This is a genomic window from Hydrogenothermus marinus (assembly GCF_003688665.1).
GTDB lineage: Bacteria > Aquificota > Aquificia > Aquificales > Hydrogenothermaceae > Hydrogenothermus > Hydrogenothermus marinus.
In genome coordinates this window covers 99,944-117,951 of sequence record NZ_REFO01000013.1, presented here as the reverse complement: position 1 = coordinate 117,951, position 18,008 = coordinate 99,944, and the positions used below count along the sequence as shown (strand labels likewise).

General features: G+C 27.7%; 23 protein-coding genes and 1 tRNA gene. 12 read left to right on the top strand and 12 right to left on the bottom strand.

The genetic code is table 11. The features are described 5' to 3' along the window. Window positions 1-8: 8 nt before the first annotated feature. The 5 genes from miaB to thiE form a co-directional block, all read right to left on the bottom strand. The gene (miaB, locus tag CLV39_RS06655) at window positions 9-1,334 is read right to left on the bottom strand and encodes a tRNA (N6-isopentenyl adenosine(37)-C2)-methylthiotransferase MiaB (RefSeq protein ID WP_121923458.1); all 1,326 of its coding nucleotides are present in this window, start codon (window positions 1,332-1,334) and stop codon (window positions 9-11) included. Between the two features lie 158 nt (window positions 1,335-1,492). Further along, window positions 1,493-1,702 (bottom strand): cold-shock protein, encoded by a 210-nt coding sequence (locus CLV39_RS06650; RefSeq protein ID WP_121923457.1) that lies wholly within the window; start codon window positions 1,700-1,702, stop codon window positions 1,493-1,495. Between the two features lie 180 nt (window positions 1,703-1,882). Beyond that, on the bottom strand, window positions 1,883-2,893 hold the full coding sequence (queA, locus tag CLV39_RS06645) for a tRNA preQ1(34) S-adenosylmethionine ribosyltransferase-isomerase QueA (protein ID WP_147435400.1): 1,011 nt from the start codon (window positions 2,891-2,893) through the stop codon (window positions 1,883-1,885). After that, a complete protein-coding gene (locus tag CLV39_RS06640; RefSeq protein ID WP_121923455.1) occupies window positions 2,893-3,117 on the bottom strand; it encodes a DUF2905 domain-containing protein in 225 nt (74 codons plus the stop codon). The genes queA and CLV39_RS06640 overlap by 1 nt, the downstream gene beginning before the upstream one ends. Before the next feature lies 1 nt (window position 3,118). Further along, entirely contained in the window at window positions 3,119-3,754 is a 636-nt protein-coding gene (thiE, locus tag CLV39_RS06635; RefSeq protein ID WP_121923454.1) for a thiamine phosphate synthase, read from the bottom strand. Window positions 3,755-3,815: 61 nt separating this feature from the next. On the opposite strand from thiE, the gene CLV39_RS06630 reads away from it, so the two are divergent. Next, window positions 3,816-3,908, top strand: a tRNA-Ser gene (locus CLV39_RS06630). Window positions 3,909-3,915: 7 nt separating this feature from the next. Here the strand turns inward: CLV39_RS06630 and CLV39_RS06625 are convergent. From CLV39_RS06625 to sfsA, 7 genes are all read right to left on the bottom strand, one after another. Continuing rightward, entirely contained in the window at window positions 3,916-4,218 is a 303-nt protein-coding gene (locus tag CLV39_RS06625; protein WP_121923453.1) for a hypothetical protein, read from the bottom strand. Between the two features lie 11 nt (window positions 4,219-4,229). Further along, the gene (locus CLV39_RS06620; RefSeq protein WP_121923452.1) at window positions 4,230-5,066 is read right to left on the bottom strand and encodes a sigma-70 family RNA polymerase sigma factor; all 837 of its coding nucleotides are present in this window, start codon (window positions 5,064-5,066) and stop codon (window positions 4,230-4,232) included. Between the two features lie 122 nt (window positions 5,067-5,188). Continuing rightward, on the bottom strand, window positions 5,189-7,003 hold the full coding sequence (aspS, locus tag CLV39_RS06615; RefSeq protein WP_121923451.1) for an aspartate--tRNA ligase: 1,815 nt from the start codon (window positions 7,001-7,003) through the stop codon (window positions 5,189-5,191). A 3-nt stretch (window positions 7,004-7,006) separates the two neighbouring features. Then, on the bottom strand, window positions 7,007-7,294 hold the full coding sequence (locus CLV39_RS06610; RefSeq protein ID WP_121923450.1) for a hypothetical protein: 288 nt from the start codon (window positions 7,292-7,294) through the stop codon (window positions 7,007-7,009). 21 nt (window positions 7,295-7,315) lie between these two features. Beyond that, a complete protein-coding gene (locus CLV39_RS06605; protein ID WP_121923522.1) occupies window positions 7,316-8,203 on the bottom strand; it encodes a carbon-nitrogen hydrolase in 888 nt (295 codons plus the stop codon). 10 nt (window positions 8,204-8,213) lie between these two features. Beyond that, complete coding sequence (locus tag CLV39_RS06600; protein WP_211325079.1) at window positions 8,214-8,834, bottom strand: trimeric intracellular cation channel family protein; 621 nt, start codon at window positions 8,832-8,834, stop codon at window positions 8,214-8,216. A gap of 1 nt (window position 8,835) precedes the next feature. Then, on the bottom strand, window positions 8,836-9,531 hold the full coding sequence (gene sfsA / locus CLV39_RS06595; protein ID WP_121923449.1) for a DNA/RNA nuclease SfsA: 696 nt from the start codon (window positions 9,529-9,531) through the stop codon (window positions 8,836-8,838). A 118-nt stretch (window positions 9,532-9,649) separates the two neighbouring features. Here sfsA and CLV39_RS06590 point away from each other — a divergent pair, with 118 nt between their 5' ends. From CLV39_RS06590 to pseI, 11 genes are read left to right on the top strand one after another with little or no spacing between them, the layout of a single operon-like run. Continuing rightward, window positions 9,650-10,825: a pyridoxal phosphate-dependent aminotransferase gene (locus CLV39_RS06590; protein WP_121923448.1), complete on the top strand. Its 1,176-nt coding sequence runs from the start codon at window positions 9,650-9,652 to the stop codon at window positions 10,823-10,825. Between the two features lie 9 nt (window positions 10,826-10,834). Further along, a complete protein-coding gene (locus CLV39_RS06585; RefSeq protein WP_121923447.1) occupies window positions 10,835-11,356 on the top strand; it encodes a thioredoxin family protein in 522 nt (173 codons plus the stop codon). Next, window positions 11,350-11,793 carry a lytic transglycosylase domain-containing protein gene (locus CLV39_RS06580; RefSeq protein ID WP_121923446.1) on the top strand — a complete coding sequence of 148 codons (444 nt, stop codon included), beginning with the start codon at window positions 11,350-11,352 and terminating at the stop codon, window positions 11,791-11,793. The genes CLV39_RS06585 and CLV39_RS06580 overlap by 7 nt, the downstream gene beginning before the upstream one ends. Beyond that, on the top strand, window positions 11,790-12,155 hold the full coding sequence (locus CLV39_RS06575; RefSeq protein WP_121923445.1) for a glycine zipper family protein: 366 nt from the start codon (window positions 11,790-11,792) through the stop codon (window positions 12,153-12,155). The genes CLV39_RS06580 and CLV39_RS06575 overlap by 4 nt, the downstream gene beginning before the upstream one ends. Continuing rightward, window positions 12,155-12,448 (top strand): DUF4911 domain-containing protein, encoded by a 294-nt coding sequence (locus tag CLV39_RS06570; RefSeq protein WP_121923444.1) that lies wholly within the window; start codon window positions 12,155-12,157, stop codon window positions 12,446-12,448. Before CLV39_RS06575 ends, CLV39_RS06570 begins: the two co-directional genes overlap by 1 nt. 17 nt (window positions 12,449-12,465) lie before the next feature. Next, window positions 12,466-13,464, top strand: a complete 999-nt coding sequence (pseB, locus tag CLV39_RS06565) for a UDP-N-acetylglucosamine 4,6-dehydratase (inverting) (protein ID WP_121923443.1) — start codon at window positions 12,466-12,468, stop codon at window positions 13,462-13,464. After that, on the top strand, window positions 13,464-14,606 hold the full coding sequence (pseC, locus tag CLV39_RS06560) for a UDP-4-amino-4,6-dideoxy-N-acetyl-beta-L-altrosamine transaminase (protein ID WP_121923442.1): 1,143 nt from the start codon (window positions 13,464-13,466) through the stop codon (window positions 14,604-14,606). Before pseB ends, pseC begins: the two co-directional genes overlap by 1 nt. Further along, the gene (locus tag CLV39_RS06555; protein WP_121923441.1) at window positions 14,603-15,433 is read left to right on the top strand and encodes a cytidylyltransferase domain-containing protein; all 831 of its coding nucleotides are present in this window, start codon (window positions 14,603-14,605) and stop codon (window positions 15,431-15,433) included. Before pseC ends, CLV39_RS06555 begins: the two co-directional genes overlap by 4 nt. Further along, a complete protein-coding gene (gene pseG, locus CLV39_RS06550) occupies window positions 15,430-16,413 on the top strand; it encodes a UDP-2,4-diacetamido-2,4,6-trideoxy-beta-L-altropyranose hydrolase (protein ID WP_121923440.1) in 984 nt (327 codons plus the stop codon). Before CLV39_RS06555 ends, pseG begins: the two co-directional genes overlap by 4 nt. After that, window positions 16,410-16,925 carry a UDP-4-amino-4,6-dideoxy-N-acetyl-beta-L-altrosamine N-acetyltransferase gene (pseH, locus tag CLV39_RS06545; RefSeq protein ID WP_121923439.1) on the top strand — a complete coding sequence of 172 codons (516 nt, stop codon included), beginning with the start codon at window positions 16,410-16,412 and terminating at the stop codon, window positions 16,923-16,925. Before pseG ends, pseH begins: the two co-directional genes overlap by 4 nt. Beyond that, window positions 16,906-17,943 carry a pseudaminic acid synthase gene (pseI, locus tag CLV39_RS06540; RefSeq protein ID WP_121923438.1) on the top strand — a complete coding sequence of 346 codons (1,038 nt, stop codon included), beginning with the start codon at window positions 16,906-16,908 and terminating at the stop codon, window positions 17,941-17,943. Before pseH ends, pseI begins: the two co-directional genes overlap by 20 nt. The last annotated feature ends 65 nt before the right edge of the window (window positions 17,944-18,008 follow it).

Genomic DNA, 18,008 nt, shown 5'->3' with positions numbered 1-18,008 from the left:
TCCTAATTTTATATAAGCTGTAATTCCTTTTCATTTATAGTTCCTTCTAATGAAAATCTATTTGCCTTTGTTATTTTTACATCTACAAGCTTACCTAATAAATTATGCTTTCCTTCAAAATATACAAGTTTATTTGTTCTACTTCTACCTACTAATTTCCCATCTTTTTCTTCTTCTACTAATACTTCTACTTTTTTTCCTTCATATGCTAAATTTTTTTCAAAAGCTATATTTTTTTGAATATTTATTAAATCTGTAAGCCATTTACTTAATGTTTTTGGATCTTCTGTCATTTTTAAATCTGCTGCTGGTGTTCCAGGTCTTGGAGAATATTTAAAAGCAAATATCTGATCATATTTAACTTCCTTTACTACTTTTACTGTTTCAAGATAATCTTCATAAGTCTCTCCTGGAAATCCAACTATTATATCGGTAGAAAGGGCAATATCTGGAATATACTTTTTAAGTAGTTCTATTTTTTCTAAATATTCTTTTTGAGTATAACCTCTATCCATAGCTTTTAATATCTTATCTGAACCTGCTTGTATTGGAAGATGTAAAGCTTCACATACTTGAGGAATATCTGCCATTGCTTTTATAGTATTTATATCTAAATCTCTAGGATGTCCTGTTGTAAATCTAATTCTTTCAACTCCATCAACATTTGCTACTGCATATAATAATTCATAAAATTTAACATCTCCTAAATCTTTTCCATATGCAGTAACATTTTGTCCTATTAAATGAATCTCTTTTACTCCATCCTCAACAAGCCATTGAACTTCTTGTATTATCTCTCCTATTCTTCTACTTCTTTCTTTTCCTCTTGTAGTTGGTACTATACAATAAGTACATTTCTTATCACAACCTCTTATTACTGTAACATATGCAGTATATTTGTTATCTCTAACTGTTGGATAAGAATCAAGTTGATTTTCATTTTCATCAATTTCTTCTAATATTTCTACTGCTTTATTTCCTTGTTTTGCTTCTTCTAAAAGCTGAGGTAAATGGTGAATATTAGTAGTTCCAAAAACCATATCTATATAAGGTGCTTTTTGAAGTATTTCATATCCTGCTCTTTGAGCTAAACATCCACAAACACCTATTATTGCATCTGGATTTTTATTTTTAACTTTTTTAAACTCTCCAAGAGCAGATAATACTTTTTGATCTGGCTTTTCTCTAACAGAACAAGTATTTACAAGAATAACATCTGCTTCTTCCCAATTGTTTGTAGGCTCATAACCAAGAGTTTTTAGCATCCCACTCATTTTTTGACTATCATTTATATTCATCTGACAACCAAATGTTCTAATATAGAATTTTTTCATTATTACCTCTTAATAGTTTTTTTTGATTTAGATAATATATTATCTCTTAAAAATTTTGGTAGTGGAATGATATTTTTTATAAATTTTATGAAAAGTTTTGATTTTTTGATTTTTTAGGAAAAGGCAGGTTTAACCTGCCTTTTATATTTTGACAATCTTTATTGTATTTTTCTTACTGATTGTGCTCTTGGTCCTTTTTCTTCTTGAACAACTTCAAATTCTACTTTCTCACCTTCTTCTAAGTTTTTGAATCCTTCACCTTCAATAGCTGAGAAATGAACGAAGATGTCTCCTTGGTTATCATCTCTTGTGATGAAACCAAATCCTTTCTTAGAATTGAACCATTTAACTGTACCTGTGATACGCACGACAAAATACCTCCAAAAAAATAATATTACTTAACTTCTTCCTTTGTTTATTTGAAGAAGTTTAAAGAAACAACTTAAGATAGTTTTGAAGTTATATTGAGGATGTTCCCCCTTGTTAGTTACTTCTTTAAACGTCTTCTATATTTTATACATTAAATATATACCTTTTTTTTACTTTTGTCAAATAATTAACATCGCATCTCCATATGAAAAAAATCTATATCTTTCTTTAATGGCTATTTCATAAGCTTTTAAAATAAAATCTCTATTAGCAAAAGCAGAAACTAAAAGTAAAAGAGTTGATTTTGGTAAATGAAAGTTTGTTATTAAGGTGTCTACTATTTTAAATTTATAAGGTGGATATATGAAAATATCACTAAAGCCTTCTTTTTTATTAGTTTGTGCATAGGTTTCTAATGTTCTAACTACTGTTGTTCCAACTGCTACTACTTTTTTCCCTTTCTTCTTAGTTTCATTTATTAGCTGTAATGTTTCATCTGGTATTTGATAAAATTCTTCATGCATTTTATGTTTGGTAATATCTTCTGTTTTTATAGGCCTAAAAGTTCCAAGTCCAACATGTAATGTGCAAAAAGCTTTTTTTACTCCTTTCTCTTCTAACTGTTTTAAAAGTCTTTCTGTAAAATGAAGTCCTGCAGTTGGAGATGCTACTGCTCCTTCTTTTTTTGCAAATACAGTTTGATAATAATCTTTATCTTTTTCTTCATCTTCTCTTTCTATATAAGGTGGTAAAGGTATATGTCCATATTTTTTTATAAGCTGATTAATATTTTCTCCAATTAATTCTACTTTAGCTTTTCCTTCTTCATATTTTTCAATAAGTTTTATCTTAAAGTCATTAGCAATTATTACTTCTTGACCTTCTTTTAATCTTTTTATATTTTTTATTAAAACTTCCCATTGATTTTCAGAAAAAGGTCTTAAAAGGAAAATCTCTATATTTGCTCCTGTTTTCTTTTTACCTTTTAATCTTGCTGGAATTACTTTTGTATCATTTAAAACAAGTAAATCTCCTTCTTCTAAATAATCTATAATATCTTTAAAAATTTTGTGTTCTATTGTTTTTTTCTTTCTGTTTAGCACCATTAAACGACATTCATCTCTTGGCTCATGAGGATATTTTGCAATAAGTTCTTTTGGAAGGTTATAATCAAAATCTGATAGTTTTATCATTTTCCAATCTTTGAAAGTATTATAAATATTAATGATAAGAAAATACTAATAAGAATAGATGTTGTAATTGGAAAATAAAATGTAAAGTTATCTTTTTTTATATAAATATCTCCCGGTAATTTTCCAAGGCCAAAAGGTAATTTTTCTGCAAAAACAAGAATCAAACCTATAAATATTATTATTAAGCCTATAAAAATTAAGCTTTTACCTACGCTTTCCATCTTAAAATCCCATTTTTTTCTTTTTGTTTAGTAATTCTTTTAATCTTTTACTATTTTGTTTTATATTTTTATCTTTAAAAACTGCAGAAACTACTGCAATATTTTCACATCCTGTATCTATTACATCTTCAATATTTTCTTCATTAATTCCACCAATTGCAACTACAGGTACAAGAGAAATTTCCATAGCTTTTTTTAACTGCTCTAATCCTGCCACTTTAGCATCTTCTTTTGTAGATGTAGGAAATATAGAGCCAAATCCTATATAATCAATAGGTAATTTATTAGCTTCTTCTACCTGATTTAGATTTTTTGTAGAAAGTCCAATTATTTTATCAAATCCTAAAATTCTTCTTGCAACTTCTACAGGCATATCTTCTTGTCCTATATGAACTCCATCTGCATTTATAGCTAAAGCTATATCTATTCTGTCATTTATTATTAATGGTTTTCTATAATAATCACATATTTTTTTTAACTGAATTGCTTCTTCATACATATCTTTTGTATCTTTATGCTTTGCTCTATACTGGATTATATCTGCTCCACCTTCTATAGCTTGTTTAACAGCATCTATTAAATTATCTTTTAAAAGCTTTTCATCAGTAATTACATATAAAGTAGGCTTTTCAAACATTTTTTCCTCTTAAATTTTAGTTTGAATTTATAGTTAAATAGTATATAATATTAATCTCTTTGGAGAGGTGGCCGAGTGGTCGAAGGCGGCTCCCTGCTAAGGAGTTGAGGGAGTTATCCTCCCTCCGAGGGTTCGAATCCCTCCCTCTCCGCCACAAAAAATTATTTCGCTGAGCATTCAGTCATAAATGATTTTTCATCTTGAAGTTTAAATCTATTTTTTGCAAGATAACATCCTGTTTTGCAGGTATTTTTTATATAATCTATTTGCTCTTTTGAAAAAGCTTTTCCAAATCTAATTCCATTTGAAAGAGTATTACAATCTATAGGAGTTTTTGCTCCTCTCATATAACAATCTTTATATATTGTGTAAGAAAAATAACAAAACTTATTTTTTGCAAAATTATTTTCCTTAGCAAAGGCTACAGATACAGATAGCAAAAGAAAAATAGCTATTTTTTTCAACTTTATCCTCCTTAACTTAAGAAATCTTTTATATGTTTTTTCATAGCTAAAGCTCTTAATTTTTTCAATGCTCTATTTTCAAGCTGTCTAACTCTTTCTCTTGATATTCCAAGCATATCACCAACTTCATTTAAGGTTTTTGGTTCTTCACCTTCAAGACCAAATCTATGTTTAATTATAGTTCTTTCTCTTTCATCAAGAGCTTTCATAAGTTTTTCAAGTTCTTTATGAAGAGCCTCTTCTACTATTTCTTTCTCAACATCTTCAGTTCCTTTTTTAGATAGTAAATCTAAAAGAGTTATATCTTCTTCTTCTCCCATTGGCATATCTAAAGAATATGGCATTCTAACTATTTGAAGAGCTTGTCTAACTTTTTTAGGATTTGCATCTACCTCTTTTGCTATCTCTTCAATTGTTGGTTCTCTTCCATTTTTTTCTTTCAATTTTTCATAAGCTTCTTTTACTTTACTTATGAAAAGAGATTCTTTTATTGGTATTCTTACTGCACCAGTTTGCTGAAAAATTGTTTGCATTATAGCTTGTCTTATCCACCATACTGCATAAGAAATAAATTTAACATCTCTATCAGGGTCAAATCTTTTTGCTGCTTCTATTAGGCCAAGATTTCCTGCAGCAATAAGATCTGTTAAAGGTACACCCCATCCCATAAAATTTTTAGCAACATTTACAACAAATCTTAAATTACCTTCAACTAATTTTTTTAAAGCTTCTTTATCACCTTTTTTCGCTTTTATAGCAAGCTCTTTTTCCTCTTCTGGTGTTAATAGAGGATGTTGAGCCATCTGTTGTATATAAAGATTTAAAGTATTTTGGTCTTTATCTGCCATTTTTTCCCCTTTTTATATTATGATCTTAATATAAACAATAATAATTCTTAATAAGATATTAACAATGATAAATCTTATAGTTTTAATGTAGAGGTTTTAAAAAGAAAAAGCAAGAGGAAAGATTAATTTCCCTCTTTTGGTATTTCTACTTCTATACCAAGTTCTTCAAGCTGTTCTTCAAAAACAAAATCAGGAGCATTTGTAAGAGGACAACTTCCTTTTTGAGTTTTTGGAAAGGCTATTACATCTCTTATACTTTCTGAATCTGTCATTAATGCTACAAGTCTATCAAGTCCAAAAGCTAATCCACCATGAGGTGGTGCCCCATATTTTAATGCATCTATTAAAAATCCAAATTTTTCTCTTGCTTCTTCTTCTGATATTCCAAGAATATTAAACATTTTTTCTTGTAATTGGCTTGTATGAATACGGATAGAACCTCCTCCTATCTCTTCACCATTTAAAACAAGATCATAAGCTCTTGCTTTTATTGAAGTTGCTAAATCCCTATCTTCTTTTGCTTTGTCAAGTTTTGGTATATCTTCTTCTTTTGGGCTTGTAAATGGATGGTGTAATGCTACATATCTTCCTTCTTCCAAATCAAATTCTAAAAGTGGAAAATCTACAATCCATACAAAATCCCATCTTCCAGTTGGAATGATATTTAGTTTATCTGCAATATGTTTTCTCATAAATCCAAGTACTCTATGGGTAGTTTCATGCTCATCTGCAATAAATATCATTAAGTCCCCTGCTTTTGCACCCATTTTTTCTTTTATCTTATTTAACTGCTCTTCAGTAAAGAATTTGGTAATTTGAGATTGGAAACCTTCATCAGTAACTTTAATCCAAGCCATCCCTTTAGCACCAAATTTTTGAGCTTGCTCTATTAATTCATCTATTTCTTTTCTTGAAAATGATGCTCCACCTTCAATAGTTAATCCTTTTACAATTCCACCTTTTTTTACTGTATCTTTAAATACTTTAAAATCTACTTCTTTTGCTATATCTGTAATATCTTTTAAATGCATCTCATATCTTAAATCAGGTTTGTCTGAACCATATTTTTCAATTGCTTCTTGGTAAGTCATTCTTCTAAATGGTATTTTTAAGTCTATTCCAAGAATATTTTTAAATAAATAATGGATTAATCCTTCAGAGATAGCCATTACATCTTCTTCAGAAACAAAGGACATCTCAAAGTCTATCTGTGTAAACTCTGGCTGTCTATCTTTTCTTAAATCTTCATCTCTAAAACATTTTACAATCTGGAAATATCTTTCAATTCCACCAACCATTAATATCTGTTTAAATAGCTGTGGAGATTGAGGAAGTGCATAAAATTTTCCTTTTTCAAGTCTTGAAGGAACTAAAAAGTCTCTTGCACCTTCTGGAGTTGATTTTGTAAGCATTGGAGTTTCTACTTCTAAAAATCCATTTCCTACTAAATACTCTCTTGTTTTTTGATATACTTCATGTCTTATTAAAAGATTATTAAACATCTTTTTTCTTCTAATATCTAAGTATCTATACTTTAATCTAACTTCTTCACTTACATTAATATCATCTTCTATCTGGAATGGAAGAATATCACATGTATTTAATATTAAAAGTTTTTGGCCTATTACTTCTATGTTTCCTGTTGGTATTTTAGGATTTTCTGTGCCTGCTGGCCTTCTTTCTACTCTACCTAAAACACCAATTACATATTCTGATCTTACTTTTTTAGCTTTTTCTACCATATCTACAGGTGATTTTGTAGGATCAAAAACAACTTGAACAATTCCTTCTCTATCTCTTAAATTAATAAAAATTACACCACCATGATCTCTTACACTTTCAGCCCAACCTAAAAGTCTAATTTCATCTCCAATATTATTTTCTGTTAATTCTCCTGCAAAATAATCTCTTTTAAAATCTCCTAAATTATCTATCATCTCCTATCTCCTAAATATATTTTTATCAAGTAAAGCTTCACTATTATTTAAAAATTTTTTGGCTTCTTTAAAAGAAATTTCTTTAAAAATATTATAAATTTTATTTTTATCTTCTGTTAAAAACTCATAAGTGTTAGAAAAAATTATTCTATTTCCTAAGATGGCAAAAACTTTACCTATTTTTATAAAATCTTTATCATCAACTTTATTATTTTCTAAAAGCATATAAACACTGTTTAACTCAAAATAAGGATTTTTAGATTTTGGTTTATAGAATTTTTCCTTTTCCATAAAAATAATTATATACTAAATTTAGTCTAACCATCTTTTGGTTAAATCTTGATAGCTATCTATTCTTCTATCTCTAAAAAATGGCCAAGTAATTCTTGTTTCATCTATTATTGATAAATCTATTTCTGAAATTAGTATTTCTTCTTTATCTACTGATGCTTTTTTGATAATCTCTCCATAAGGATTTGATATAAATGATTGTCCCCAAAACTCTATTCCTTCATTTCCATCAGGGGATTGTTCAAAGCCTGTTCTATTTATAGATGCTATATAACAGCCATTTGCTACTGCATGTCCTTTTTGGATTGTTTCCCATGCATTATATTGAGAATTCCCAAATTCTTCTTTTTCTGAAGGTAGCCATCCTATAGCAGTAGGATAAAATATTATTTTAGCTCCTTTCATTGCAGTAAGTCTTGCTGCTTCTGGAAACCATTGATCCCAGCAGATTAAAACACCAATTTTTCCATATTTTGTATTAAAGGCTTTATATCCTAAATCTCCAGGCGTAAAATAAAACTTTTCATAAAAATGGGGATCATCTGGAATATGCATTTTTCTATATTTTCCTAAGAATTTCCCATCTGCATCTATAACAACGGCAGTGTTATGGTATATTCCATCTGTTCTTTTTTCAAATAATGATGCTACTATTACTATATTAAAATCTTTTGCTACCATTGAAAGCTTTTTTATTGTTTTGTTTTCTTCATTAATTTCTTCTGCAAGTTTAAAATTTTCCCAATCTTCTACTTGACAAAAGTAAGGGGTTAAAAAAAGTTCTTGGGTTGAAACTATATTTGCTCCATTTTTTGCAGATTCTTTCATAAGCTCTATAGCTTTATCTAAATTTTCTTTTTTATCTTTTGAGCATTTCATCTGAAGTAAAGCAATATTTACTTTATCCATTTTTTCTCCTTTAAGAAAAGGTTGGTAATTTCCATTTATAAATAATAGCAAGAATTCGTATCATTAAAACAACAATACTACATATAAGTCCACTTAAACCAATTGAAACCCCTGAAAGTATTGCAATATAAAAAACAATAGCTCCAATAATAGAACAAGATGCATAAAAATCTTCTTTCAAAACAGAAGGAACTCTTCTAAGAAGTAAATCACTAATAAGTCCACCACCTACTCCTGTAATAGTTGCAAGTATTATTATTCCAAAAAAAGAAACATGCGCATTATAAGCAATTACTGCACCTGTAGTTGTAAAAGCGGCAAGTCCAATAGCATCTGGAATTTGGATAATATATCTATGTTTTATATCTATTCCAAAAATTTTATAAAGAACTAAGGCAAACCAAACACCAATAAGAGCAAAAGACATATCAGATATAGATAAAAGTGCATTTGGTATATTATTTACTAATATATCTCTTGTAATTCCACCACCAAGAGCAGTCATAATTCCAAGGGTGGTAATACCAAGTAAGTCTAGTTTATCTTCTATAGCTTTCATAGAACCTGTAATTGCAAAAGCAATAAGCCCTATAATATTCATTATTGTAAAAATCTCTTCTGTAGATACCATTTTAGCTAAAATCTTTGCAGATATTTATATTTTCTACTAATTTTACTTTAAAATCTTTTTCTACTTTTATTTTAAAACCTTTAAATTCAACTCCATTATTCAGAGCCTTTTTAAAGCTTTGATAAAATTTCTTATCCATATCTTTATAAGGTAAAAAACATTTACAATTTCTAAGCATCATAAAAAGAATTATTCCTTTATATCCTTCTTTGACTGCTTTTATTAATTCTTCAAGATGCCTTGAACCTCTTTCTGTAGGAGCATCTGGAAATAAGCATTTATTATCTATTAATAAATTACTTCCTTTAAGTTCTACAAATGTATCTTTATTTACTAGATAATCTATTCTACTTTTTCCATATTTTACTTCTCTTTTTAAGTCTTTTACTTTAAATCCAAGAACACCTTTTTTAATGGCTTCTTCTCCAATTTTAGAATGTAAAGAAGTATTTAAAAGAACAATCTCATTTTCAACTTCTACAGCAATTATCTTATAATCTGTTTTTAGTCCAGGTTTATTTTTTATAATAAAAACTTTTCTACCTTTTATAAAAATTTCTTTTAATCTGCCAGGGTCTGCCACATGACAGGTAATAGTTTTACCATCTTTTTCACAAATTGATTTAAATCTATTAGGCCTTTCTAAAAAAGTAGCCTGCTCAATATTTCCAAGTTTATTTAAGTCAAGTAAAATCATAAAAAAATAATATCATACAAAAGGGAAAATTCTAATTTAGGGTATTTTTATTTTTGTTTTACAACTTTTTTAAAGATTTGTATAATTTATATTAAATCTTAATTTCAAAGAGGTATCAATGGAACTTTCAAACAGAATAAAAAAGGTAAAACCATCAGCAACACTTGTGATTACAGCAAAAGCAAATCAATTAAAAGCTCAAGGTATTGACGTAATAGGTTTTGGAGCTGGAGAGCCTGATTTTGATACGCCAGATTATGTAAAAGAAGCAGCTATTAAAGCTTTAAAAGAAGGAAAAACAAAATATACACCTTCAGCAGGAATTCCTCAGTTGAGAGAAGCAGTAGCACAAAAATTAAAAGAAAAAAATAATATTGAATACCAACCTTCAGAAGTTGTAATTACTCCAGGGGCTAAAATGGCTCTTTATGAAATATTTGCTATCTTATTAAATCCAGAAGATGAAGTAATTGTACCAGCTCCTTATTGGGTTTCATATACAGAACAGATAAAACTTTGTGATGGCACATACAAAACACCTTTAACTTCTGAAGAAAATGAGTTTGTATTTACAGCAGATTTATTAAAAGAAAATATTTCAGATAAAACTAAAGCAGTAGTAATAAACACACCTTCAAATCCAACAGGAGCAGTAATACCAAAGAAAGAACTTGAAAAAATAGCTGAAGTTTGTCTTGAAAAAGGAATAATGATAATTTCTGATGAATGTTATGAAGAGTTTGCTTATGATGAGCCTCATTTTAGTATTGCATCATTATCAAAAGAGGTTAGAGATATTACCTTTACTGTCGGAGCATTTTCTAAATCATACTCTATGACAGGTTGGAGACTTGGCTGGGTAGCAGCACCTGAAAAATATACAAAAGCTATAGCATCTATGCAAAGTCAAACAGTATCAAATCCAACATCTTTTGCTCAGTATGGAGCTTTAGAAGCTTTAAAAGATAATGGAAAATTTCCGAAAATGATGAGAGAGGAATTTATAAAAAGAAGGGATTATATAGTTGAAAGATTAAACAATATTGAAGGTATAAAATGTGTAAAACCACAAGGAGCTTTTTATGTGTTTCCAAATATAAAGCAGTATATTAAAGGAAATATAAAAAATGATATAGATTTTGCTGAGTATTTACTTGAAGAAGGAAAAGTTGCAGTTGTTCCTGGTTCTGCTTTTGGAGCTGAAGGTTATATAAGAATGTCTTATGCAACTTCAATGGAAAATATAAAAGAAGGACTAAATAGAATAGAAGAAACTTTAAAAAAATTAAGATAGGAGATTAAAATGAGAAAAATTTTAACTATTTTTTCTATATTCGTTTTGTTTTTAGCAATTTCAGCATGTAATAAAAAAGAAAATCAACAATCTGAAAAATTTAAAGTTGATCCTTATCCTGTAATAAAAGATGCAATGAAAAATCATAAATATTTAATGATTGTTTTTGAATCTGAGGAATGTCAATACTGCAGTAAATTAAATAAAGAAGTTTTAAATCAGTTGGATTTTAAAGAAAAGTTAATAAAAAATAATATTGAAGTTGCAATAGTAAATGTATATGGAAACAGAAAAGTTATAGATCCAGAAACTAAAAATGAGATGGAAGAAAAAGTTTTAGCTTATCTTTATCATGTTCAAGGTTTTCCTACTACTGCTATATTTGACCCAACACAAAATTACAAACTTTTATATAAATTTACAGGATATGTACCAAAAGATAACTTTGCAAATTTAGTTGATTTCATAGGAAGTAGTTGCTATAAGAAAATTCCTTTTGAAAAATATTTAGAAAATAATAAAAAATGTTAAGATTAATTTTTCTTAGCTTATTACTAATATTTGTTAGTAGTTTTGCTGAAAATAAAAATTATTGTTTTGAAGAAGCAGGAGAAAGGTATGGAATAAATCCATATCTTCTTTATGTAATTGCAAAAGTTGAAAGTAATTTAAATCCAAAAGCTATACATAAAAATAAAGATGGAAGTTATGATATAGGATTAATGCAGATTAATAGTAATTGGCTACCTGTATTAGAAAGGTTTTCTATAAAAAAAGATGATTTATTTAATCCTTGTCAAAATGTTTTTGTTGGTGCTTGGGTTTTAAGACAATGTGTAGATAAATTTGGTATTACTTGGAAATCTATAGATTGCTATAATAAAGGTAGAAAAGCAAAAAGCGAGTCTAAATATATTTGGAAGATTTATACTGAATATAATAAATTATTTGCAGAGGGAAGAAAATGAAAAAAAAGATATTAACAGTTTTAACAGGATTAGCTATTTTAGGAACACAGCAAGCAAAAGCTCTTGACGGACAGATAATCTTCAGAGATAGTTTATATGGAGCAGGAATAGGTGGATTAGGTGGTCTTGCTTTATATGTAATAGATGGGGAAAATTTTGGTAAAAAGGTAGGTACAGGGGTATTTCTTGGTTTAATACTTGGTGCTGGAGTTGGAGTTTATGAATCACAAACTGCTTTAGTTGAAATAAATAATGGGAAAATATATGCAGGGATTCCTCAAATTAATATAAAACAAACTAAAACCGTAGGTGGCAAAAATAATACAATAACAGAAATAAACTTACTTGGAGCTTCTTTTTAATGTTATCTGAAGAGCTTTTAGAAAAACTAGATATAAAATCAATAAAAGGGATAAATTTACTAATAAAAGTCGATCCTAAAAAATTAAATTTTATATCTATGGTGATAGATGGACATGGGAGAATAGCTCTTCCAAGGACAAGAATAGGTAAAGAAGGTTATTTAGACCTTCTTACTTCTCCTGATTGTGTAGATGATTTAATGTTAATTCTTGAAAATTTAAAAAAGGATTATGACCCTTCTCTTGAAATAGTTAAAGAACTTGGAGATAACTGGTTAGAAGCAGTAATATAAAATTTTAAGGTAAAAAAATGCTAAATGGAAAAACAATATTAATTACAGGTGGGACAGGTTCCTTTGGAAAAAAGTTTACTAAAAGATTATTAAAAGATTTTAATCCTAAAAAAATTATTATCTATTCAAGAGATGAGTATAAACAGTATTTAATGCAAAAAGAGTTTGCTGAATATAAAACTAAATTAAGATTTTTTATAGGAGATGTAAGAGATAAAGAAAGACTTTATAGAGCATTTGATGGAGTTGATATTGTTGTTCATGCAGCAGCTTTAAAGCATGTTCCTTTAATGGAATATAACCCAATTGAAGCAGTAAAAACAAATATTGGTGGTGCTGAAAATATAATAAATGCAGCTATTGATAGGGGAGTAGAAAAGGTGGTAGCACTTTCAACTGATAAAGCAGTAAATCCTGTTAATCTTTATGGAGCTACAAAACTTGTTTCAGATAAGTTATTTGTTTCGGCAAATGCTTATGCAGGTGGTAAAAAAACAAGATTTAGTGTTGTTAGATATGGAAATGTTGCAGGAAGTAGAGGTTCAGTAATTCCATTTTTCTTAAAACTTGTAAAAGAAGGTGCAAAAGAACTTCCAATTACAGATTTTAGAATGACAAGATTTTGGATAAGCTTAGATGAAGGTGTTGATTTAGTCTTAAAAGCTATAAGAGAAGCAAAAGGTGGAGAAGTTTATATATCAAAAATACCATCTTTTAAAATAACTGATTTAGCAAAAGCAATATGCCCTGAATGTAAATTGAAAGAGATAGGAATAAGAGAAGGTGAAAAATTACATGAAGTAATGATAACAGAAGAAGATTCAAGAACAACCTATGAGTATGAAGATCATTACATTATCTATCCAAATTTTGATTGGTGGAACTACAAAAAACATTTTAAAGAAGGCGGGAAAAAAGTAGAAGAAGGATTTAGATACTCATCAGATACAAATAAAGATTGGTTATCTGTAGAAGATTTAAAAGAGCTATTAAATAAAATAGATATTGTTTACTAATGGAAAATTTTATTCCTTATGGAAAACAATTTATAGATGAAGATGATATAAAAGCAGTTGTAGAGGTTTTAAAATCAGATTTTATTACTCAAGGACCTAAAATAAAGGAATTTGAAGAAGCTTTAGCATCTTATGTTGGTGCAAAATATGCAGTAGTTTTTAACAGTGGGACTTCTGCCCTACATGGAGCATATTTTGCTTTAGATTTAAAAAAAGATGATGAATTTATAACAACACCTATGACATTTGTAGCAACTTCAAATGCAGGACTTTATTTAGGAGCAAAACCTGTTTTTGTTGATATAGAAAAAGATACAGGAAATATAGATATATCAAAAATAGAAGAAAAAATTACAGATAAGACAAAGCTATTATCAGTTGTTCATTATTCAGGTCATCCTGTAGATATGGAAAAGGTTAAAGAATTAGCTGATAAATACAACCTAAAAATAGTAGAAGATGCATGTCATGCCCTTGGTGCAAAATATAAAAATGAAAGAATAGGAAATTGCAAATATTCAGATGTTACTATTTTTAGCTTTCATCCTGTAAAACATATTACAACAGGAGAAGGTGGAGCAGTTTTAACAAATAATAAAGAAATATATGAAAAACTTTTAATCTTTAGAAATCATGGTATTACAAAAGATAGATTTATAAATAATCCAGATGGCGATTGGTATTATGAGATGCAGTATTTAGGCTATAACTATAGAATGACTGATATTCAGGCTTCTCTTGGAATATCTCAGTTAAAAAAACTAAATAGATTTATAGAAAAAAGAAGAAATATAGCTAAAATATATAACAAAGCTTTTAAAGATAATCCATATTTTGATTTACCAGTAGAAAAAGATTATGCTTATCATTCATATCATCTTTATCCAATAAAATTAAAAGATAAATATAAAGAGAAGAAAGCAGAAATTTTTAGATCTTTAAGAAAAGAAGGCGTAGGTGTTCAAGTTCATTATATACCTGTTTATTTACAACCATATTATCAAAATCTTGGTTATAAAAAAGGATTATGTCCAATAGCAGAAGATTTTTACAAAAGAGAAATATCTCTTCCTATTTTTCCAGCTATGACCGAAAAAGATATAGAGTATGTTATAGAAAAAGTTTTTAAGGTATTCATATGAAAATAGGAACAATAATACAAGCAAGAACTTCTTCTACAAGACTTCCAAAAAAGGTATTAAAACCTCTTCCTTATGATTCAGATATTACAGTTTTACAACAAGTAATAAGAAGAGTTAAAAAATCTAATAATATAGATGAGATTATAATAGCTACAACAAAAGATAAAGAAGATGAAGAGATTGTAAAAATTGCAGAAAAAGAACAGGTTAAATGGTTTAAAGGTAGTAAAGAAAATGTTTTAGAAAGATATTATTTATCTGCAAAAGAAAATAAAATTGATATTATAGTTAGAATTACAAGTGACTGTCCTTGTATAGATTGGAATATTATAGATAAATCTATTATAAAACATATAAAAGAAAAAGCAGATTATACTTCAAATACAATAAAAAGAACATTTCCTCATGGATTAGATGTAGAAGTAATATCTTTTGAAGCTTTAGAAAAAGCTTATTGCAAAGCTGCCAAAGATTTTGAAAAAGAGCATGTATGTCCATATATTCATACTACAAATAAAGATAAATTTAAAATATCCTCTTTAGAAGCACCAAAAGAATTAACTGCACCAGATATTAGAATAACCTTAGATACAGAAGAAGATTATGCACTACTTGCATCAGTTTTTGATTATCTATACTGGGAAAATCCATTTTTTGATGCTTACGATATAATAAAATTATTTAATAAAAAACCTTGGTTAAAGCTTATAAATAAAAAAGTCTTACAAAAGAAAATATATCTTTCCTTAGAAGAAGAGATTGAAGATGCAAAAAAACTTTTAAAAATGCAAGAACTTTATAATGCACTAAAACTACTTGAAAAATGAAAATATATATACTTACAGAAGGCGGAAAAGAGATAGGTTTTGGTCATATTACAAGATGTATATCTATTTATCAAGCTTTTGAAACAAAAAAGATAAAACCAAAACTTATACTAAATGCAGATGAAACTGTAAAAGATATTGTAAAAAATACTAACTATGAAATATTTAACTGGCTTGAAAATAAAGATATTTTTAAAATATTAAAAGATAGTGATATAGTTCTAATTGATAGCTATTTAGCAGATAAAGATTTTTATGAAAAAGTAAGCAATATTGTAAAACTTTCTGTATATATTGATGATAATAAAAGAATAGATTATCCAAAAGGTATTGTTATAAATGGAAATATCCATGCTACAGATTTAGATTATCCTATAAAAAAAGATATTAAATATTTACTTGGTACAAAATATACACCTTTAAGAAAAGAGTTTTGGGAAGTGCCAGAAAAGATAATAAATGAAAAGATTAAAAATGTTTTAATAACATTTGGTGGCGATGATTTAAGAAATATGACCCCAAAAATTTTAAACTTATTAAATAAAGAATATCCAGATATTAACAAATATGTAGTAATAGGAAAAGGATTTAAACAAACTGATTGGATAAAAGATATAAAAGATAAAAACATATTTTTTATTTATGATGCGTCTGCAAAAGAAATGAAAGAATTAATGTTAAAAGTAGATTTAACTATATCTGCAGGTGGACAAACATTATATGAGCTTGCAAGAGTTGGCGTTCCAACAATAGCAGTAGCAGTTGCAGATAATCAATTAAAAAGTGTAAAAAAATGGGAAGAAATAGGCTTTTTAGCTTATGCAGGATTTTATGATAATAAAAATTTATTAGAAAATATATTAAACTTAATTAAAAAACTTGAAAATAAAAAAATACGAGAAAATATGTCAAAAATTGGAAGAAAATATGTTAATGGTAACGGTTCAAGGAATATAGTTTACGAGTTAATAACAATATGAAAGAAAATATAAAAATAAAAGAAGTTGAATTAATAAATTTTATATATTTGCCATTAAAGCAAAAAAAGATGATTTTAGAATGGAGAAATCATCCAGATATAAGAAAGTGGATGTATAACCAGTATGAAATAAGTTTAGATGAGCATTTAAACTTTATTGAAAGTTTAAAAAATAAAAAAGATAAACTTTACTTTTTAGTTAAAAAAGAGGATAAGTATATAGGTGTAATTGATTTTTACGATATTGACAATAACAAAAAAGAAGCAAAATTTGGTCTTTATAAAAATCCTTATGAAAAAACTGTAGGAATAGGAAAAATTTTAATAGAAACTGTTATTGAATTTGCTTTTAATATTTTGAAATTAAAAAAATTGAAGTTGGAAGTTTTTAATGAAAATAAAAAAGCGAGGAATTTATATAAACGCTATAATTTTAGAAAAATAGGGGAAAAAGTAATTAATAATAAAAAGATTATCTGTATGGAGCTAACAAATGAAAATAGGCAGTCATGATTTAGAAAAAGATGGAGTTTATATAGTTGCAGAACTTAGTGCAAATCATAATGGAAGCTTAGAAATTGCTAAAGAAAGTATAAAGGTTGCAAAAGAAATTGGTGCCAATGCAGTAAAACTTCAAACATATACACCAGATTCCTTAACTTTAAACTGTAATAAAGAAGATTTCATAATAAAAGGTGGAACCCTTTGGGATGGAAAAACCTTATATCAGCTTTATAAAGAAGCAATGACTCCTTGGGAATGGCATGAAGAACTATTTAATTATGCAAAAGAAATAGGAATAGATATATTTTCAACACCATTTGATAAAACAGCAGTTGATTTTTTAGAGCAATTTAATCCTATAGCATATAAAATAGCATCTTTTGAAATTACAGATTATGAGCTTGTAAGATATACTGCATCAAAAGGAAAGCCAATTATAATTAGTACAGGAATAGCTACTATAGAAGAGATACAAGATGTTGTAGAAATATGTAGAAGTGTTGGAAATAATGATATAATCCTTTTAAAATGTACTTCTGCTTATCCAGCTCCTTTAGAAGATGCAAATTTAGCGATGATACCAAATTTAGCTCAAACCTTTGGAGTAGTTGCAGGTTTTTCAGATCATACCTTAGGAACAACTGCTCCTATTGTAGCTACTACCCTTGGAGCTAAAGTTATTGAAAAACATTTTATATTAGATAAATCTCTTGGTGGACCTGATGCAGCATTTTCCTTAGACAAAGAAGAGTTTGCTCAGATGGTAAAAGCAGTTAGAGATACAGAAAAATTAATAGGAAAAATTGATTATAGCTTAAATGAAAAAAGAAAAAAATCAAGACAGTTTGCAAGAAGTTTATATGTAGCAAAAGATATAAAAAAAGGAGAGATATTTACAAAAGAAAATGTAAGAAGTGTAAGGCCAGGATATGGATTACATCCAAAATATTTACCTCAAGTTTTAGGAAGAAAAGCTAGGAAAGATATAGAAAAAGGAACACCTTTAAGTTTTGATTTAATAGACTAATTATGATAGAGCTTATAGCTTAAATTAATATCTGGATTAAATTCTTTTAATAAAAGATTAAAAGG

What these genes read in the sequence shown, in the direction of transcription:
- sfsA (WP_121923449.1), bottom strand. Translation starts at nt 9,531, where the DNA reads ATGATTTTACTTGACTTAAATAAACTTGGAAATATTGAGCAGGCTACT.
- pseH (WP_121923439.1), top strand. Translation starts at nt 16,410, where the DNA reads ATGAAAGAAAATATAAAAATAAAAGAAGTTGAATTAATAAATTTTATA.
- CLV39_RS06620 (WP_121923452.1), bottom strand. Translation starts at nt 5,066, where the DNA reads ATGGCAGATAAAGACCAAAATACTTTAAATCTTTATATACAACAGATG.
- CLV39_RS06600 (WP_211325079.1), bottom strand. Translation starts at nt 8,834, where the DNA reads ATGGTATCTACAGAAGAGATTTTTACAATAATGAATATTATAGGGCTT.
- pseI (WP_121923438.1), top strand. Translation starts at nt 16,906, where the DNA reads ATGAAAATAGGCAGTCATGATTTAGAAAAAGATGGAGTTTATATAGTT.
- pseC (WP_121923442.1), top strand. Translation starts at nt 13,464, where the DNA reads ATGGAAAATTTTATTCCTTATGGAAAACAATTTATAGATGAAGATGAT.
- CLV39_RS06570 (WP_121923444.1), top strand. Translation starts at nt 12,155, where the DNA reads ATGTTATCTGAAGAGCTTTTAGAAAAACTAGATATAAAATCAATAAAA.
- CLV39_RS06555 (WP_121923441.1), top strand. Translation starts at nt 14,603, where the DNA reads ATGAAAATAGGAACAATAATACAAGCAAGAACTTCTTCTACAAGACTT.
- CLV39_RS06575 (WP_121923445.1), top strand. Translation starts at nt 11,790, where the DNA reads ATGAAAAAAAAGATATTAACAGTTTTAACAGGATTAGCTATTTTAGGA.
- miaB (WP_121923458.1), bottom strand. Translation starts at nt 1,334, where the DNA reads ATGAAAAAATTCTATATTAGAACATTTGGTTGTCAGATGAATATAAAT.
- pseG (WP_121923440.1), top strand. Translation starts at nt 15,430, where the DNA reads ATGAAAATATATATACTTACAGAAGGCGGAAAAGAGATAGGTTTTGGT.
- CLV39_RS06585 (WP_121923447.1), top strand. Translation starts at nt 10,835, where the DNA reads ATGAGAAAAATTTTAACTATTTTTTCTATATTCGTTTTGTTTTTAGCA.
- thiE (WP_121923454.1), bottom strand. Translation starts at nt 3,754, where the DNA reads ATGTTTGAAAAGCCTACTTTATATGTAATTACTGATGAAAAGCTTTTA.
- CLV39_RS06640 (WP_121923455.1), bottom strand. Translation starts at nt 3,117, where the DNA reads ATGGAAAGCGTAGGTAAAAGCTTAATTTTTATAGGCTTAATAATAATA.
- pseB (WP_121923443.1), top strand. Translation starts at nt 12,466, where the DNA reads ATGCTAAATGGAAAAACAATATTAATTACAGGTGGGACAGGTTCCTTT.
- CLV39_RS06610 (WP_121923450.1), bottom strand. Translation starts at nt 7,294, where the DNA reads ATGGAAAAGGAAAAATTCTATAAACCAAAATCTAAAAATCCTTATTTT.
- CLV39_RS06590 (WP_121923448.1), top strand. Translation starts at nt 9,650, where the DNA reads ATGGAACTTTCAAACAGAATAAAAAAGGTAAAACCATCAGCAACACTT.
- aspS (WP_121923451.1), bottom strand. Translation starts at nt 7,003, where the DNA reads ATGATAGATAATTTAGGAGATTTTAAAAGAGATTATTTTGCAGGAGAA.
- CLV39_RS06580 (WP_121923446.1), top strand. Translation starts at nt 11,350, where the DNA reads ATGTTAAGATTAATTTTTCTTAGCTTATTACTAATATTTGTTAGTAGT.
- CLV39_RS06605 (WP_121923522.1), bottom strand. Translation starts at nt 8,203, where the DNA reads ATGGATAAAGTAAATATTGCTTTACTTCAGATGAAATGCTCAAAAGAT.